The organism is Pseudofrankia sp. EUN1h, from assembly GCF_001854645.1.
GTDB classification, from domain to species: domain Bacteria; phylum Actinomycetota; class Actinomycetes; order Frankiales; family Frankiaceae; genus Pseudofrankia; species Pseudofrankia saprophytica.
Window position 1 is genome coordinate 1 of the sequence record NZ_MBLN01000118.1, and the last position, 17,072, is coordinate 17,072.

14 protein-coding genes and 3 pseudogenes are annotated in these 17,072 nt (G+C 69.4%); 6 read left to right on the forward strand and 11 right to left on the reverse strand.

Annotated features, from left to right (window positions below):
* Window positions 1-387 precede the first annotated feature (387 nt).
* Complete coding sequence (locus tag BCD49_RS39200; protein WP_007515422.1) at window positions 388-639, reverse strand: hypothetical protein; 252 nt, start codon at window positions 637-639, stop codon at window positions 388-390.
* Between the two features lie 232 nt (window positions 640-871).
* Here BCD49_RS39200 and BCD49_RS46725 point away from each other — a divergent pair.
* Window positions 872-1,358, forward strand: a pseudogene (locus BCD49_RS46725) (ATP-binding protein); the annotation flags it as partial.
* Window positions 1,359-1,370: 12 nt separating this feature from the next.
* Complete coding sequence (locus BCD49_RS39205; RefSeq protein ID WP_425343339.1) at window positions 1,371-1,712, forward strand: NUDIX hydrolase; 342 nt, start codon at window positions 1,371-1,373, stop codon at window positions 1,710-1,712.
* A 112-nt stretch (window positions 1,713-1,824) separates the two neighbouring features.
* On the opposite strand, the gene BCD49_RS39210 is transcribed toward BCD49_RS39205, so the two are convergent.
* Together BCD49_RS39210 and BCD49_RS39215 are read right to left on the reverse strand one after the other, a co-directional pair.
* Window positions 1,825-2,646 (reverse strand): SCO6745 family protein, encoded by an 822-nt coding sequence (locus BCD49_RS39210; RefSeq protein WP_007515419.1) that lies wholly within the window; start codon window positions 2,644-2,646, stop codon window positions 1,825-1,827.
* Between the two features lie 570 nt (window positions 2,647-3,216).
* A complete protein-coding gene (locus tag BCD49_RS39215) occupies window positions 3,217-3,417 on the reverse strand; it encodes a hypothetical protein (protein ID WP_007515418.1) in 201 nt (66 codons plus the stop codon).
* Window positions 3,418-3,776: 359 nt separating this feature from the next.
* Here BCD49_RS39215 and BCD49_RS44565 point away from each other — a divergent pair, with 359 nt between their 5' ends.
* A complete protein-coding gene (locus BCD49_RS44565; protein WP_198536191.1) occupies window positions 3,777-4,031 on the forward strand; it encodes a hypothetical protein in 255 nt (84 codons plus the stop codon).
* Here BCD49_RS44565 and BCD49_RS39220 read toward each other — a convergent pair.
* The 7 genes and pseudogenes from BCD49_RS39220 to dnaK all read right to left on the reverse strand — a co-directional run.
* A pseudogene (locus tag BCD49_RS39220) lies at window positions 3,986-4,168 on the reverse strand (IS6 family transposase); the annotation flags it as partial. The gene BCD49_RS44565 and the pseudogene BCD49_RS39220 sit on opposite strands and share 46 nt — an antisense overlap.
* Window positions 4,169-4,293: 125 nt before the next feature.
* A complete protein-coding gene (locus BCD49_RS39225) occupies window positions 4,294-4,743 on the reverse strand; it encodes a DUF1931 family protein (RefSeq protein ID WP_007515416.1) in 450 nt (149 codons plus the stop codon).
* Between the two features lie 419 nt (window positions 4,744-5,162).
* Window positions 5,163-7,799: an ATP-dependent chaperone ClpB gene (gene clpB / locus BCD49_RS39230; protein ID WP_071042525.1), complete on the reverse strand. Its 2,637-nt coding sequence runs from the start codon at window positions 7,797-7,799 to the stop codon at window positions 5,163-5,165.
* Entirely contained in the window at window positions 7,790-8,257 is a 468-nt protein-coding gene (locus BCD49_RS39235; protein WP_007515413.1) for a chaperone modulator CbpM, read from the reverse strand. Before BCD49_RS39235 ends, clpB begins: the two co-directional genes overlap by 10 nt.
* A 102-nt stretch (window positions 8,258-8,359) precedes the next feature.
* Complete coding sequence (locus BCD49_RS39240) at window positions 8,360-9,313, reverse strand: DnaJ C-terminal domain-containing protein (RefSeq protein ID WP_007515411.1); 954 nt, start codon at window positions 9,311-9,313, stop codon at window positions 8,360-8,362.
* 4 nt (window positions 9,314-9,317) lie between these two features.
* The gene (locus BCD49_RS39245) at window positions 9,318-9,941 is read right to left on the reverse strand and encodes a nucleotide exchange factor GrpE (RefSeq protein ID WP_007515410.1); all 624 of its coding nucleotides are present in this window, start codon (window positions 9,939-9,941) and stop codon (window positions 9,318-9,320) included.
* 82 nt (window positions 9,942-10,023) lie between these two features.
* The gene (gene dnaK / locus BCD49_RS39250; protein WP_007515409.1) at window positions 10,024-11,919 is read right to left on the reverse strand and encodes a molecular chaperone DnaK; all 1,896 of its coding nucleotides are present in this window, start codon (window positions 11,917-11,919) and stop codon (window positions 10,024-10,026) included.
* Window positions 11,920-12,685: 766 nt separating this feature from the next.
* On the opposite strand from dnaK, the gene BCD49_RS39255 reads away from it, so the two are divergent.
* The 3 genes and pseudogenes from BCD49_RS39255 (at window position 12,686) to BCD49_RS39265 (ending at window position 14,973) form a co-directional block, all read left to right on the forward strand.
* The gene (locus tag BCD49_RS39255; RefSeq protein ID WP_007515408.1) at window positions 12,686-13,528 is read left to right on the forward strand and encodes an SRPBCC family protein; all 843 of its coding nucleotides are present in this window, start codon (window positions 12,686-12,688) and stop codon (window positions 13,526-13,528) included.
* A pseudogene (locus BCD49_RS46730) lies at window positions 13,411-13,728 on the forward strand (glutathione-dependent formaldehyde dehydrogenase); the annotation flags it as partial. The gene BCD49_RS39255 and the pseudogene BCD49_RS46730, both read left to right, overlap by 118 nt.
* 90 nt (window positions 13,729-13,818) lie before the next feature.
* Window positions 13,819-14,973 (forward strand): acetate/propionate family kinase, encoded by a 1,155-nt coding sequence (locus BCD49_RS39265; RefSeq protein WP_007515405.1) that lies wholly within the window; start codon window positions 13,819-13,821, stop codon window positions 14,971-14,973.
* 119 nt (window positions 14,974-15,092) lie between these two features.
* On the opposite strand, the gene BCD49_RS39270 is transcribed toward BCD49_RS39265, so the two are convergent.
* A complete protein-coding gene (locus tag BCD49_RS39270) occupies window positions 15,093-16,796 on the reverse strand; it encodes an FAD-dependent oxidoreductase (RefSeq protein WP_007515404.1) in 1,704 nt (567 codons plus the stop codon).
* Window positions 16,797-17,072: the final 276 nt, after the last annotated feature.

Genomic DNA, 17,072 nt, shown 5'->3' on the forward strand with positions numbered 1-17,072 from the left:
GCTGCCGCCCCACATCCCGATCTTTCCTGCGAGGGGTCATATCACCCGATGTCATCACTCACAGTGCCCATCCCGCCGGACCCGAGGCCCGGCGTGTCGGGCCGGAAACACCGATCTTGAAGCACTCCCCGCGGCGACCAATTTCGCCGAGTGAGGACCAGCGGAGCGACCATCACGACACGGCGGTCCCGACAGTCCCTCCCGCTGCCTGGCGAGAGCGCCAGGGGGAGTGTCCGGGTCCGGCCCGATGTCCAGGTCGCCAGTGACGTGGGAGTGTCCTGGATGCGTGTGTCGGCTCCTCCGACGATGGCGTGGTGGACCTGGTGTTCGGCGGRCATGCCGTGCATCCCGGAGAGCTGGAGGCGGGGGCGGGGCGGGTTTTGTCCGTCACTCGGTGATCAGGTGGGCGTTGGTGAAGACGGCGGGCTCGTCCATGAGCATCTCGAGGCGTTCGGTGGGTGGCGGTGCGAGGATCGCCTTGACCTGGCTGCGGATTGCCGGGTCCGATTGGTTGGTGGTCCGGCTGATCGTCGTCGTCAGTCTTTGCGTGCGTAGGTGTGCGAGCTCGGCTCGCTGCCGGAGGTAGGCGGAGCGTGCGGCGGGATCCGTCGGTGGGTCGAGGGGATCGTCGATGTTCATGGCAGGCCTCTCTGAGTAGCCTTGAACAGCTGGGCATCCGAGGACCCACGTGGTACGGCGGTGGCAGGCCTGGATCCGCAACCCGCAGGTGAGGTCTGACAGGTCTGACCAGGCCAGCCGCATTGACCGAGGTCCGTTGACCGCGGTGCCGTGTCCGGGCGCTAGATCATCGATCACGCGTGGGGTGGTGCGCGGAGCAGTCGCTGCTCGCCGGGTCTGGAGGGCGGGGTTGATGGGTCGTCGGTTTAACACGGCTGGGCCGTGTCTGCCGGCGGACCATTTCATGATCCCGGCGTTGTCCCGGTTGCCGGAGGCGCCTCGGCTTGTGGATCTCAAGGCGTACTTCGTCGTGCATGCGCCTCGTCAGACGGGAAGACGACTGCGCTGCGTGCACTCGCGAGCGAGTTGACGGCCCAGGGCCGCTATGCGGCGGTGATGTTCTCGTGTGAGGCTGCCAGGGCGGCCGGTGACGACTACGGTGCCCCACCCTCGGCATTCTTGAGCGGATCAAGGAAGCTGCGCGGTGGCAGCTGCCGGAGGAGCTGCGGCCGCCGGCGTGGCCGGACGCGCCGGCGGCGACCCGGCTTGGTACGGGGCTGACCGCGTGGGCGCAGGTGTGTCCTCGCCCGTTGGTTCTGTTTTTTGATGAGATTGACGCATTGCGCGGCCAGTCGCTCATCAGCGTTCTAAGTCAGCTCCGTGACGGTTACAACAGCCGGTCGGCCCCGCTGGTGTTCGACCGTCATCGACAGTGCTGGGAGCTGCCAGGAGGGAGCATCGACCCAGGTGAAACAGCGCGGCAGGCGGCGGTACGCGAGCTACACGAGGAATCCGGCTGTCGGGTCGAGCAGCTGATCTTCGCCGGCTTCGCGCAGTTCCTCCTGGGGCCCGAGCAGCGCGTCGAGTATGCGGCGGTGTACGCCGGACACGCCGCATCGAGCGACCGATTCACCCCTAACGACGAGATAGCCGCGATCACCTGGTGGGACGGCACCGAGCCGCTCGCGGGTCGCATGCAGCCTCTTGACGTGTGCTTGGGACGGCTGGCGCGAGCTGTGATCGTCCGCGGCTGAGAACTGGCTGGGGGACTGGCCGTACGGCCGTTGGCGGTAGCGATGATCTAGGCGCCACCCGGCCGGCTTCCCGCCGCCGCGCCCTATCCGCGTCCTGGTGGCTACGCTCCGTCTACCAGTGCTGGTCGGCGAGTAGCAGTGTGGCGAGCGGTTCGAGGGTGGTCACGAGCTCGTCGAGCTCGTCGGGCCCGAGGCTCTCGTACGGTTTCGCGGCGAGGTCGTCGGTGAGCGCCTCGACCCGCTGCTTGATGGCGCGGCCCGTTTCGCTCAGCCAACCGTCATCTCCGATCAGGTTGCGAGCGCGCATCCCGTCGATCACGGCGGCGAGCTGCGCTGGGGGGAGGTGGTGGATCCGTCCGAACTTCTCCGCGGGCATGCCTATGCCGAGGGCGTGGAGGACGTGAGCCTCCAGGCCGCCGACACCTTCGATCATCAGGGCGGCGATGTGCCCGTCGCCACGGTGCTCGCGCAGCATGGAAGCTGCATGGAAGAGACGAGCCACCACGTCATCGGGGATCGGGATCGCGCGCAGCGCGGCGTACATGGGCCGGCCCTCGAACGGTGCGCTGGTCGCAGCCCGCAGCAACAGTTCGGCGGCCCGTGCGAAGGCGGGCGAGTCGACGTGATCGCCGAGGATCCGCCGCAACGCCTTCACGCAACCCATCTGACGAGCGGCGATCGCCGCTTCGGGCGTGGTCGTGTCCCACACCTTCGGGATGTGGCGGGCGACCTCGCCGGGAGCGAAGTTGTAGAAGAGCGCGTCCACCACCTCCGCCGGGACGAGACCCAGAGGCGCCGCCCGTCCGGCGAAGTAGGTATCCCAGTAGTTGGTGAACCCCAGGGCGAACATCGCCTCATTGGGTTCGTCGGCTGCGTAGGGGATGACACCGATCGGCTCGACCAGCTCGAACATCCGGCGTGCCATCGAGTTCATGGTCCTGATCCTCCTGCTGCCCAGCGCATCGTGCGGACACTCACGATCACTTAGACGTTTGACCCCCGCGAAACTCATCGATGGGCGTGTGGCTTCGTAAGTGGCAACGGGATCTGGCGCCGATCTTGTGGTTGAAGCGACGCCAGGTTGATCAAAAGTTGACGGCTGACTGCGATCATCGGGCTGGTGTGACCTCCTTGGCCTTGGGTCGTGCTGCCGCACCTCGCGGACGTCGTCGTCGAGGGCGTCGAGCGTGCAGTCAGGGGAAAGTAGCTCAGCGTAGCCGCTTGATCCCGGGATCTTGTCGGTAAACGGTCGTCTGTCGACACCGGCGGGCGGCCACCCATAGAGCCTTCGCGCGGCGTCGATAACCCGCGTCGAAATTCAATGTCGACAAACGCCCTGGCCGGTGGCTGTCGGCGCCGGGTTGATCGACTACGCGTGATCGCGGACCAGAATCTCGACCACTAGGTTGACGCGCTGCTGCCTACCAGTGTGACTGGCAGACGAGAGGGCGGGCGGCTTGTGAGCTCGCGGGTGACGATGRCCGGTTACGAGCGAGGCTCGAGGTCATAGGGCGCCGAGCGCGGTGAGGACCAGGATCTTCAACGCGAGAGCGCCGGCGAACGCGGTCCCGCCGCGCAGGACCGCGTTCGCCGGGTGGGCGCCGGCGCGCCGCTCCAGGTAGCCGGCGACCAGCGCCACGCAGACGGACGCGGTGACGCACAACGCCGCTACGAGGATCTTGGCTGTCATCGGGTCGGTGTACATCCGGCGCTCCTTCAGTCCAGTCGCTCGGATCGGCGACAGTCCTGACGGTGGGGCGTCCAAACTGGGGTTTTCGTTGTGCCGGAATGTGACCGGAACGATCGGCTTTGTTCACCATTGGGGCAGACTGTCCGGTGGTTCCGGTACCGGAAGTGCACCGGAACAGGAACGGGGGTTCCTATGGCGGCGAGTGAGCCGAGTCTGGCTGTCAGGGAGATGTGCGCGATCCTGGGTCGGCTGCGCAACAGCGCGGGTCTAACCGATCCGCAGCTCGCTGAGCGGTGCGGGTACAGCGTCAGCCAGCTCAACGCGATCCGCAACGCCAAGATCGTTAATCCTCCGCCGGATGAGAAGATCGAGCGGTGGGTGCGGCCTGCACCGCCAACGAGGGCGCGGCGGATTTCGCCTTGGCGGAGATCCGAGAGCTGATCGCCGTTCATGAGCGCCACCGCGATCTGGCAAAGATCACCGTCGGCTTGCGGCTCCCCACCGACAGGAAGCCTCTAGGCATGGATCGACCCGGGCCGGCGCGGCTGATCGGGCTGTGGCGGCATGGCCGGGCCGCGTCGATCAACAGCGGCGTGAACCGCTGCACCCACCGGAAGATCGTGACGTGATCGACGTCGAGGCCGCGTTCGGCCAGCAGTTCCTCGACGTCGCGGTACGACAGGGCGAACGGTAGGTACCAGCGGACACCCAGAACGATCACGTCGGGCGGGAAGCGGAACCCGGCAAACTCCGAGGCCGGAACCACAGGTCGTACACGCCGACGATGCACTACTCGATCATGCCTGAGCGGATGGCCCGACCGCTGTGCCCCGCCACGCAACAAAGCCGTGCGAGGTCACCAGCCCAGCGCGCTCCTCCGAAACTTCCCTTCTACAGGAGCAGATTGAAAATCCGGCTGGCTCGGGCCCACTCCTCGGTACCAGGGTTGCGCACGTCCGGCTCCAGGATCGTGAAGGCCTCGGCGAGCGCGAGGCTCAGCCCACCGGCGATGAGAGGCAGCCGGGCGGATGTGTCCTCGCTCAGGGCGATCTCGAGCGGAGGCCGGGCGGCGATCTGCTCCAGGATGGGGCTCAGCTCGATCTCCTCATCGAGACTCCGGAAGCGGTGGATGCTCTCCTGAAGGCCCTTGGTGATCGGTAGATCCCATGGCTCGATAACATCACGAAGATTCGCCTTCGCCGTCGCCCGCGCGATCACCAGCAGGTCGTACAACTTGTCGTTGACGAACTCGTTGTGCCGCTTCAGGTCGTTCTTGTCGACGTCCAGTCCCGCGGCGGTCCGGAAAAACCGTTCGAACCTACTGACGCCCATGACCGGCATGTTTAGCATCCCCCGATCTTCCCGTGATGCGAGGCCGGTACGCGGTGACCCGCACCGCCGTCTCGCATCCGCTTCAGCGTGGACATACCTCTATCTAGAATCGGCATTGCCCGCCGAGTGATCCGTACACGTCCCAGACGCCGGCCGCTCCGGGTCCACGGGACGGAGGGGTTCGTTCCGGAAGCCCGGCAATGTACGACCAAGGGCATCGGTGCCCGCTACCTGCGCAGACGGAGCCTCGATTCTCTCCGCTCCCGGACAACGCAAATCCATTTGACCAGGTCAGAGGTTTGTGCGCGGTGGACCCTGTGTGCCAGCATCCGAACCGCTTCGGCGACGCGCAGCCCACCAACCAGTCGGCGAGATCAGAACGGGACAACCGCCGCGCGCCCCAGAGACGGACAAGTCGAACGACAAGCTCAGGCGGCGAGGCCGTGGCGGGCGGGGGCCTTCTCGTAGTTCACGACCAGCTCCCCGTCGTGGGCGTCGATGCGCACGACACCGCCTTCGGAGACCTCGCCGCGGATGAGCGCACGCCCGACCTGGGTTTCGACCTCGTGGGAGATGTATCGGCGTAGCGGGCGGGCGCCGAACACCGGATCGAATCCCTTCTCGGCGATCAGCCGGCGGCCGGCCTCGGCCAGCTCCAGGCTGATCTGCCGTTCGGCGAGCCGGTGGCGCAGCTCCTCGAACTGCAGGCCGACGATCCGCTCGATCTGCGGCAGGGCCAGCGGCCGGAACAGGACGATGTCGTCGATCCGGTTGAGGAACTCCGGGCGGAAGTGCCCCCGCAGCTCCGCCATCACCCGGGCCTCGGCCTCGGGCCTGATCTGGCCGTTCGCGTCCACCCCGTCGAGCAGGTACTGCGAGCCGATGTTCGAGGTCATGATGATGACGGTGTTGCGGAAGTCGACCCGATGCCCCTGGGCGTCGGTGATCCGGCCGTCATCCAGGATCTGCAGCAGGACGTTGAACACATCCGCGTGCGCCTTCTCGATCTCGTCGAAGAGCACCACCGAGTAGGGCTTGCGCCGGACGGCCTCGGTGAGCTGGCCGCCTTCCTCGTATCCCACGTAGCCGGGGGGAGCGCCGACCAGCCGGCTGACGGTGTGCCGCTCCTGGTATTCGCTCATGTCGAGGCGGATCATGTGCTCCTCGGTGTCGAAGAGCGCCACTGCCAGGGTCTTCGCCAGCTCCGTCTTCCCGACACCGGTCGGGCCGAGGAACACGAAGGAGCCGATGGGCCGGCGGGGGTCCCGGATCCCGGACCGGGCCCGGATGATCGCGTCGGCGACGAGCGTGACGGCCTCGTCCTGGCCGACGACTCGTTCCCGGAGGATCTCGTCCAGCCGCAGCAGCTTGTCCCGCTCGGTTTCCTTGAGCCGGGTGACCGGGATACCGGTCCAGACCGCGACGATCTCGGCGATCTCGTCCTCGGTGACGACCTCGCGCAGCAGCCGGTGCTCGCCCTGCTTGGCGGCGAGCTGTTCCTCCTCGGTGGCAAGGCGCCGTTCCAGCTCGCCCAGCCGGCCGTAGCGCAGTTCGGCGGCCCGCTCGAGGTCGTAGGCCCGTTCGGCCTCCTCGGCTTCGCGGCGGACGCGTTCGAGCTCCCCGCGCAGCTCCTGGACTCGGCGGATCGCCTGGCGTTCGGCCTCCCATTGGGCGCGCATCGCGTCCGCCTCGGCGCGCACGTCGGCGAGCTCCCGGCGCAGCTGATCCAGTCGCGCCTGGCTGGCCGGGTCGGTCTCCTTGGCCAGGGCCGCCTCCTCGATCTCCAGCCGGGTCACCCGGCGGCTGGTCTCGTCCAGCTCGGCGGGCATCGAGTCGATCTCGGTCCGTAGCCGGGCGCAGGCCTCGTCGACCAGGTCGATCGCCTTGTCGGGCAGGAACCGGTCGGTGATGTAGCGGTGGCTCAACGTCGCCGCGGCGACGAGCGCGCGGTCCTGGATCTTCACTCCGTGGAAGACCTCGAACCGCTCGCGCAGTCCGCGCAGGATCGAGATGGTGTCCTCCACKCTCGGCTCGTCCACCATCACCGGTTGGAATCGCCGTTCCAACGCGGCGTCGGACTCGACGCGCTTGCGGTACTCGTCCAGCGTGGTCGCGCCGATCATGTGCAGCTCGCCGCGGGCGAGCATCGGCTTGAGCATGTTCCCGGCGTCCATGGCCCCCTCGGCGGCGCCGGCGCCGACCACGGTGTGCAGCTCGTCGACGAACAGCAGGACCCGCCCCTCGGCGGCCTTCACCTCGGTCAGCACGGCCTTGAGCCGTTCCTCGAACTCGCCGCGGTACTTCGCTCCCGCCACCAGCGAGCTCAGGTCCAACGCGAAGACGGTCTTGTCGCGCAGGCCCTCCGGCACGTCCCGGCGGACGATCCGCTGAGCCAGGCCCTCCACGATCGCGGTCTTCCCGACGCCCGGATCCCCCAGCAGCACCGGGTTGTTCTTCGACTTGCGGCTGAGGATCTGGATCACTCGGCGGATCTCCGTGTCCCGGCCGATGACCGGGTCGAGACTGCCGGTCCGGGCCAGCTCGACGAGGTCCCGGCCGTACTTCTCCAGCGCCTCGTAGGCGGCCTCCGGGGTTGCGGAGGTGACCCGCTGGTGGCCGCGGATCCGGGTGAGCGCGGCCAGGAAGGACTCTCTGGTGACGCCATGCTCATGCAGCCGCTGGCCGGCGGCGGTGGCGGTGCCCTCCTCGGTCAACGCGAGCAGCAGGTGCTCCACCGACACGTACTCGTCCTTCAGCCGCCCCGCCTCGCGTTCGGCCGCGTCCAGCAGCCGGGCCAACCGCTGGGTCACGAACACCTGCCCGGGCGCGGCTCCTGGACCGGTCACCTTCGGGCGCCGGGCCAGGTCGGCCTCCAGCTGCGTGCTGAGGGCGGCGACATCGGCCCCGGCCTCGTTGAGCAGCCGTGGAATCAGCCCGTCGGGCGCCGCCAGCAGGGCGGCCAGCAGGTGCTCGCCGTCGACCTCGGTGTGCCCGAGCGCGGTCGCCTTGGCCTGGGCCGCGGCCAGCGCCTCCTGGGACTTCTGGGTCAGGCGGTTCATGTCCATAGTCGTCCGCTCCTCGCGTTGCTGGCTTCCCGGCTGGCTTCCAGCGCCGACCGCACCCGCGGGGCCGTGCTGCCCCCGAGGGCGGATTCCAGCGCGTCGATGCGGTCGAGCAGATCGAGCACGAGGCCGATGGCGGCGTAGTTCAGGCAGAGACCGGCCCGTAGCCGCTGGATCCGGGCGATCGTCGCCGGAGTGTCCGGCGGGAACCACAGCGTGCCGGCGGCGTCGCGGGACGTGTCCAGCAGGCTGAGCGCGGCGAACCGGCGGACCAGTTCGGGATGCAGCCCGGCCCGGTCGGCGACCGTCTCCAGGGTGAGCCAGGTGGCGACGCCGAACCGTGGGGCCTCGCTTCTCGCGCCTACGGTGCCGCGGCGCGGGCGGCGGACCGGCGTCAGTGGGTAGCGGCGGGAGGCCTCGGGCCGGGACGCCCCACCCTGCGGCTGGGAACGGGTGCTCATCTTCGCCTCCTTACCGTTGCCCGGACCAGGTCCCGCCGTGGGTCACCGCCGTGGTCGCGTCCGGCCACCGGGTCTCGATCGCGTTCTGGTCATGTCCTGCGTCTACGTCCTCGGGTCGAACGTGGAGATCGCCGCCAGTTCTTCGAACAGCGCGCGTTCGCGGTCGGTCAGCTTCGCCGGGACCATCACGCTGACCTCGGCATAGAGGTCACCAGGGGAGCCCCTCGGGTTGGGCATGCCCTCACCGCGCAGGCGCAGCCGCCGGCCGGACGACGAGCCTGCCGGGACGTGCACCTTGACCTCGCCGCCCGGAGTGGCGACGGGGACGGTCGCACCGAGCGCCGCCTCCCAGGGCGAGACAGCCACGGTGAGGTGGATGTCCCGCCCGGACAGCCGATATCGCGGGTGCGGCACGATTCGCACCCGCAGGTACAGATCCCCGGCCGGGCCATCGCCGGTGGCACGCCCGCCCTGCCCGACCAGCCGGATCCGCTGCCCGTCCATCACTCCGGGCGGGATGGTCACGGTGTAGCCCCGCGCGCCCTCGGGGCCAGCGAGGGTGACCTGACGGCGGCCGCCCCGGTACGCCTCCTCGACGCTCAGCGCCAGCTCGGCCTCCTGATCGGCGCCGGGAATCGGACCGGTCGCCCCACGTGCGCCGCGACCCGCCCCGAAGAGGTCTCCGAACAGGTCCTCGAAGCCGCCGCCACCGCCGAAGCCCGCCTCGAAGCCCGGCGTCACCCGGACCCGCTGACCCGAGCCCCCGCGCCCGGCACCGGCGCCCCCGAAGCCGGCACCGACGCCCGCGGCCATCCGTTCCTCGTAGTCCTCGGGTATGCGCCGGAAGTCCGGCCCGAACCGGTCGTACCGGCCACGGGTCTTCGGGTCCGACAGCACCTGATAGGCGTCGTTGATCTCCTTGAAGCGCTCCTCAGCCGCCGGATCCTTGTTCACGTCCGGGTGGTAGCGGCGGGCGAGCTTCCGGTAGGCCTGCTGGATCTCCTCCGTGGTCGCCGCGCGGCTGACGCCGAGAGCCTCGTAGTAGTCCCGGGCCACGGCGTCACTCCGTGGGCTTGCTGACGGCCACGCCTACCGGGCGCAGCTGCCGTCCGGCGTCGCCGTAGCCGGGCCGGACGACGGCGACCACCGTGCCCGGCGGCTTGCCCGGCTCGTCGACGACGCTCACCACGTCATGCCTGGCCGGGTCGAAGGGCACGCCTACCTCGTCATGGCGGGGGTAGCCGAGCCGGGCCAGCACGTCGACCGCCTGGTCGCGCACGGCCCGGACGCCGGTCAGGATCGAGTCCGGATCGGCCCCGGCATGCGCCAGCGCGAGCTCGAGGTGGTCGAGCACCGGTAGCCAGGCCGTGGCCGCCCCCGTGCGCGCGGCCTCCCGTTCCCGTTCCACCTCCCGGGCGCACCACTTGCGCTGGTTGTCGAGGTCCGCGAGGGCCTGGCGCCAGCGGGCCGTGAGCTCCTCGATCCGCGCGGCGAGCGCCGCCGGCTCGTCTCGCGGGTCGGCTCCGGCCGGCTGCTCCACCCTGGCCGGCTGCTCGCCGCGACCAGGCCGCGTCTCGCTTACCGGCCGATCGGTGGCCGCCGCCGACTGGTCCGCGCCCACGGGCCGGTTCCCACGCGGATGATCATCCCCGGTTTCTGGTGATGGCCGACGGGCAGACGTCATCGCTCAGTCCTCCGCTCGCTCGCTCACCGCTCCCGTTCGCCCGTTCGCCTCGCGGGACCGCTCTGCTCGCCCGCTCCGACGCTCAGCTCCGGTCGAAATCGGCGTCGATGACGTCATCCGGGCCGCTCGACGGCGGCTGCCCGCCGCCGGCCGGGCCGTCGGGACCCGGCTGGCCACCTCCGCCCGGCTGGACGCTCGCCAACGCGTGGTAGAGCTGCTGGAGATCCGAGCTGAGTGACCGGACCCGGTCGAGCGGCGCTTCGTCCTTGACGGCCTGCCGAGCGTCGGTGATGAGCATCTCGGCGCGGGCCTTCTCGTGCGCCGGCGCGGCGTCACCGAGGTCCGCCAACCGGCGCTCGACCTGATAGGCGACCGAGTCGAGTTCGTTGCGGGCGTCGATCGCGGCGCGCAGCGCCTCGTCCTCATTCCGGTGCCGTTCGGCCTCGCTGATCATCTGCTCGACCTCGCTCTTGTCGAGTGTCGAGCTTTCCGTGATGGTGATCTTCTGCTCGGCTCCGGTGTCCTTGTCCCGCGCGGTGACGTTGAGGATGCCATTGGCATCGATGTCGAAGGTGACCTCGATCTGGGGCTCGCCGCGCGGGGCCGGCCGGATGTTCTCCAGCCGGAAGCGGCCAAGCACCCGGTTGTCCGCGGCGCGTTCCCGCTCGCCCTGCAGCACGACCACGTCGACAGCGGACTGGTTGTCCTCCGCGGTGGTGAACACCTCCGATCGCCGAACCGGGATCGTGGTGTTCCGCTCGACGATCTTCGTCATCACGCCACCGCGGGTTTCCAGGCCGAGCGACAGCGGGGTGACGTCGAGCAGCAGCACGTCCTTGACCTCGCCCTTGAGTACCCCTGCCTGGATCGAGGCCCCGAGCGCCACCACCTCGTCCGGGTTGACGCTCATGTTCGGTTCCTTGCCGCCGGTCAGCCGCCGGACCAGCGTCTGCACCGCCGGCATCCGGGTGGCGCCGCCGACCAGGATCACCTCGTCCAGGTCGTCCGGGGTGACCTTGGCGTCCTCCGTTGCCTGGTTCACCGGTCCCATGGTCCGATCCAGCAGATCGGCGGTGATCTGCTCGAACGTCGAGCGCATGACCGTGGTCGTCAGGTGCGTCGGCCCGGACGCGTCCGCGGTGATGAACGGCAGGTTGACCTGGGTCTGGGTCACCGAGCTCAGCTCGACCTTCGCCTTCTCTGCGGCTTCGAAGAGTCGCTGCAGCGCCTGTGGATCCGCACGCAGGTCGATGCCCCGGTCACGCTGGAAGTCGTCGGCCAGGTGGTCGACCAGCCGGCGGTCGAAGTCGTCCCCGCCCAGGTGGCTGTCGCCGGCGGTCGAGCGCACCTCGACCACCCCGTCGCCGACGTCGAGGACGCTCACGTCGAACGTGCCGCCGCCGAGGTCGAACACGAGCACGGTCTCGTGCTGCTTCTTGTCCAGCCCGTAGGCCAGCGCGGCCGCGGTCGGCTCGTTGATGATCCGCAGCACCTCCAGGCCGGCGATGCGGCCAGCGTCCCGGGTGGCGGTGCGCTGCGCGTCGTTGAAGTAGGCGGGCACCGTGATGACCGCTTCGGTGACCTTCTCGCCGAGCTGCTTGGCGGCGTCGTCGGCGAGCTTGCGCAGCACCAGCGCGCTGATCTCCTCCGGCGAATAGAGCTTGTCCCGTACCTTGAAGCGGACGGAGCCGCTGGGGCCGGGCACGACGTCGAAGGCGACCGCCTTACTTTCCTCGCTGATCTCGTCGTAGTGCCGCCCGACGAACCGCTTCGCCGAGGAGATCGTGCCCTTCGGGTTGAGGATCGACTGCCGCCTGGCTAACTGACCGACGAGCCGCTCCCCGCTCTCCGTGAACGCGACCACGGACGGAGTCGTCCGCGATCCCTCGGAGTTCGGGATGACCCTGGCTTCACCACCCTCCCACGCGGCGATCACCGAGTTGGTCGTGCCCAGGTCGATACCTACTGCCTTGGCCATGAACCTGCTCCTAAGCTAGGAGCGAGCGGAAACGGTCAGAAGTCGAACGAGCCACCACGGGCCGTCCAAACCATCCCGGCTAGAGATGTCCTGGCTGAGCCAGTCAGACGAAGCCGGCCACGCCGCCCGATATCGGCCCAACGGGTGCTACCCGCGGGTTCACCGCTGGCTGCCCTTCCCTACCGGTGACACCCCAAACTTTGGGCAGGATCGCGCCCCGCCGATAAACATGACGCGAATCATTATCGCGTGACGGCTCACCTGTACGGGCATGACGCCGAGATGTCTGGCTTCACCATATTCTTCGGGCGAGGAAGGTGTGAAGCATCGACCGCCCGTCTCCGCCTCGCGCCATGGGGCCGCCGGGTCGATCGGAGCCGCCACGTTTTGTGGACGGTAGGCACGGGATCCCAATGTGGGACCGCCCACACGCACGCGGCCCGGGGTGAGAACGCCACGTCCAGGCCGCGAGGTCGCAACGGCGAACGCCCTCGTTCCCGACCCGGACGCCGCTCAACATGGGCGAAGATCTGCACGGTCCGGTTTCGCTTCGCGTTAAAGCGCCCACCGCGGGATGAACATTCACCAGCGAGCGCTCCAACCGGATGCCCCACGGGCCCGGTGCGGTGCGTCGGGCCGGCGCGATCGGCGTGCACACGCTCCGCTCCCCGGCGGGGGAGCAGCCCTTGGCGAGGCGGCACGTTCCGCCGGACGTCACCGGGACGTAGGCAGGCCCCTGACGCCGGCCAGACAGGCAGGAGAGATCATGAGTACTCGGCTGCCGCACGACGACGGGCGATCCAGGCGGTTCGGCCCGGTCGAGCGGCCCGGCGACAGCGAGCGCCGCGAGCCTGGCGAACGGCTCAGCCGGGTTGGACGGCCCGGTGCGGAGTTCCTCCGCACCGCCCTCGGTTGGTTCAGTCTGGGTCTCGGCGCCACCGAGATCGGCGCTCCGCACTCGCTGGCCAGAACGCTTGGCGTCGACGACTCGGCCACGAACCGGTCTGTTCTGCGGTTGTTCGGGGTTCGGGAGGTCTCGGCCGGGGTCGGGGTTTTCGTGAGCAGATGCCCGGAACGCGCGCTGTGGGGTCGGGTCGCGGGAGACGTGCTGGATCTCTCGGCGCTCGGGCTCGCGTTGAGCCGGTACCGCTTCCATCCTCGGAGCGCGACCCGGCTGAGCGTCGCCACCGCGGCGGTCGTCGGCTGCACGGCGCTGGATGTGATCGCCGCCAGAAAGCAGGCCGCCATGACCGAGGCGGAACGCAGGACAGCCGGGTCCAGGCACCCGGTGCATGCGACGGCGAACGCCACCATCCGGCGGTCTCCGACGGAGCTCTACGAGGCTTGGCATGACTTCGAGCGGCTGCCGAGATTCATGTACCACCTGGACTCGGTGCGGGTTGTCGACGGGCATTCGCACTGGAAGGCCAAGGGTCCGGCGGGGACTCACGTCGAGTGGGACGCCGAGGTCGTCGAGGACGGCCCGGCGAGGAAAGCGACCGCCCCTTCGCGCTGCGGCAGGCGATCCGCAACTGCCGCAACGGCGGAACGGTCTCCGTCATCGGCGTGTACGGCGGCTTCGTCGACAAGTTCCCGATGGGGTCACTGATGAATCGTGGGCTGACCCTGCGGGCGGGGCAGTGCCACGTTCAGCGGTACACCAAGCCGCTACTCGAACGCATCCAGGCCGATCAGCTCGACCCGAGCTTCGTCATCACCCATCGCATGGGCCTTGACGATGCGCCCTCCGCCTTCGAGACCTTCCTCAACAAGGAGGACGAGTGCGTCAAGGCCGTCCTGACGCCCTGACCGCCGCCAGCCGGCGTGTCCCGCCAGGCGCCGCGGGAACTCTTCGACGCTGGCCCACCCCACATGAGACACGCTCCCAAGGGATCTGCCATGGCCACGACGCGGTCGCCGACCACCGCGCCGGACCCGGTCGTCCTGGCCTGTGACCCGGGATCATCGAGCCTGCGGCTGGTCCTGGCCGGGCCCGGAGATCGGGTCGTAGCCAGCCGCCACCTCGAGCAGCCGCCCGGATCGCCGGCAGCGGCCGCGGCGGTCGACGCATTTCTCAGCGAGGTCGTATCGCGGCCGGTGCGCGCCGTGGGCTACCGGCTGGTGCACGGTGGTCCGGCCCTGACCAGGCCTTCTCTGGTGGACGACGAGGTGCTGCGCGAGGTCAGGGCGGTCGCCGGTCTGGCGCCCCTTCACCTGCCGCCCACGCTCGACCTGCTGGACAACCTGCGGCGCAGGCTGCCGGACGTGCCGCACGTGGTCTGCCCGGACTCCGCGTTCCACCGGGGGCTGCCGGTGGTCGCGGCCACCCTGGCGCTGCCCGCCCCGTGGCGGGAGAAGTATCACCTGCGCCGTTTCGGTTTCCACGGGCTCTCCTACGCCTGGGCGCTGCGGCGCACCGGGGACCTRCTGGGTCGGCGGCCGGATGGACTGCATCTCGTCATGGCCCACCTGGGGGGTGGCGCGTCGGTGACCGCGGTCCGGGACGGCCTCAGTGTCGACACGTCGATGTCGATGACGCCGTTGGATGGCGTGCCGATGTGTACCCGGTCGGGTGCGATCGACCCGGGTGTGCTGCTGTGGCTGCTCGAGGGCGACCGGCTGACCCTGCGGGAGGTCACCGACGGCCTCTACCATCGGTCGGGCCTGCTCGGCCTGTCCGGCCTCTCGGACGACACCCGGGACCTGGTCGTCGCCGCGGACTCCGGCGACGAGGCGGCGCGCCTGGCGCTCGATCACTACAGCCACCGGCTCTGTCGCGAGATCGCGGCGGCGAGCGCCAGTCTCGACCGCCTCGACGCTCTTGTCCTGACCGGCGAGATCGGCTGGGACCAGCCCGAGATCCGCACCGCTGTGTGCGCGGGCCTGGGCATCCTCGGTGTCCGGCCTCCCATCCGCGACCGGCTCGACGCCGATGGACCGGTAAGCGCGCCGGACGCCCCCGTCCCCGTGCTGGTCATCGAACCCCGCGAGGACCTCGAGCTCGCCCGCGAGACCCTCGCCGCGCTCGCCGCCCTTGACGACCGGAGTCTTTGAGCCCATGCGTAGAGCGCACCACAGCAAAGAGCTGCCCGAGCCCATGGGCCGCCGGGGGATCGCCGGCCGGCGGGGTCGGTGCGCTGCTGGGCCGCCGGCATCCGCCTGGAGACCTGTCGTCAGCGCGCCGCGCTTCCGGTCCGCTGGAGGTGGTCGTGGAGCATCTGAATGGCGGCGGCACCGTCGCCGACGGCGGAGCCGACCCTTCGGGTGGCGCCGTGTCGGACGTCTCCGGCGGCGAACACCCCCGGTCGGCTGGTTTCCAGAGGGTGTGGCGGGCGGCCGAGACGCCGCGAGTGGTCGCCCCGGGGGGCCGAGACGGCGTCGGTTCCGGTCAGGACGAATCCGTCGGCGTCCAGCGCGACGATGTCGCCCAGCCAGTCGGTGTGGGGCCGCGCGCCGATGAACACGAAGAGCATGTGGACGGCTATCGACTCGTGCTCGCCGGTGTGGAGGTCCTCCAGGACGAGCGCTTCCAGGCAGCCGTCTCCCTCTGCGCGCTGCAGGCCGGTATGAGTGCGGACAACGATCCGCGGATGACGGCTGATCCGGTCCACCAGGTACTTCGACATCTTCTGATGGAGATCGTATTCGCGGGCCAGCAGGTACACGCGCGGCGCAACCCCCGCGAGAAAGACGGCGGCCTGCCCGGCCGAGTTGCCGCCGCCCACGACGGCGACGGGGTGACGGGCGCACTGTCGGGCTTCCATGAAGGTGGCCGCGTAGCACACGCTGGTTGCTGCGAGCTCGCTGATACCGGGCACGTCCAGTTCGCGGTAGCGGGCGCCGGTGGCGATAACGACGGTCCGGCTGACGATCTCAACCCGCTGGCCGTCGAGATCCAGCGACGCGGCCTGCAGCTCGCCGTCCGGTACCAGCGACACGGCCTCGGCCGGTAGGTTGATCTCGGCACCGAACCGGCGTGCCTGGATAGCGGCCCGCTCGGCGAGTTCCGCCCCCGAGATCCCGGCGGGAAACCCGAGGTAGTTCTCGATCCGGGAGGACGTCGCCGCCTGGCCTCCGGTGGCGGTCGCGTCGAACGCGGTGGTGGTCAGGCCGTCCGCGGCGCCATAGACGGCGGCGGCGAGCCCGGCTGGTCCCGCTCCGATCACGAGCAGATCCCGAACCCCACTGTCCGGGCGCGGGGTCGTCAGCCCGATCGCCTGCGCCAGCCGCGCGTTGCTCGGGTTGCGCAGGACTTTTCCATCCCGCCAGATCACGACTGGTGTGTCCTCGGGAGTCAGGCCGAGAGAGCGCAGGGCCTCCTCCGCGTCGGTGTCCTCCTCGAGGTCGACGTACCGGTGTGGCAGGCGGTTTCGGGCCGCGAACTCGCGCAGCCGTCGCGTGTCCGCGCTGTAGCGGGAGCCAATAATCCGGAAACCCGCATCGAGGCCGACGAGTATCTCTCGCCGGATGAAGAAGGCCCGCACGATCAGGTCACCGAGCCGGGTGTCGCACTGCAGGAGCTCCGCGAGCTGCTCCACGGGCACGACGAGGACCCTGGTGCCCCCGCCGGCGACGGCGGTGTAGAAGGACGCCTGCCCGGCCAGGAGGCCGAGCTCCCCGAGGAAACGCCCAGCTCCGTGGACAAGGAGCCGCCGGGGCTCGTCGCTGCCATAGCCCGTGATCACCTGCACCGAACCCCGCAGGATGACCACGAACCGATCGCTCGGTTCGCCCTCCCGGATCAACACTTCGCCGGGCGCGACGTCCCGATGGTCGCCCCGGGTCGCGAGGGTCTCGATCTGGCCGGCCGACAGCCGCGGATACGCGCCGTAGCTATCCGGAGACTCGGTGACTCCGACTGTGTCCGTAATCGTCATGGGCTTCTCCGATGCGGGTGTGCCGCGGGGCGGTCTCGGGAGCCGGCAACCGCGGCCGTCCTTGGTCCCTGTCGCTGTGCCGCTACCGGACTTCGGCAGTTCGCGACATCCAGCACCGCATCTCGGCAGCAATCCGAAACCCGGCCAGATGACATACGTTGCCAATGACGGACATCCGTCTCGTGTTAGACCGAACGCACCAGGCTCGAAGCCCCGAATATTGGCCGATGCTACCCACTTCATCGACCCGTACACGTCGACTGGCCACGTCCTGTC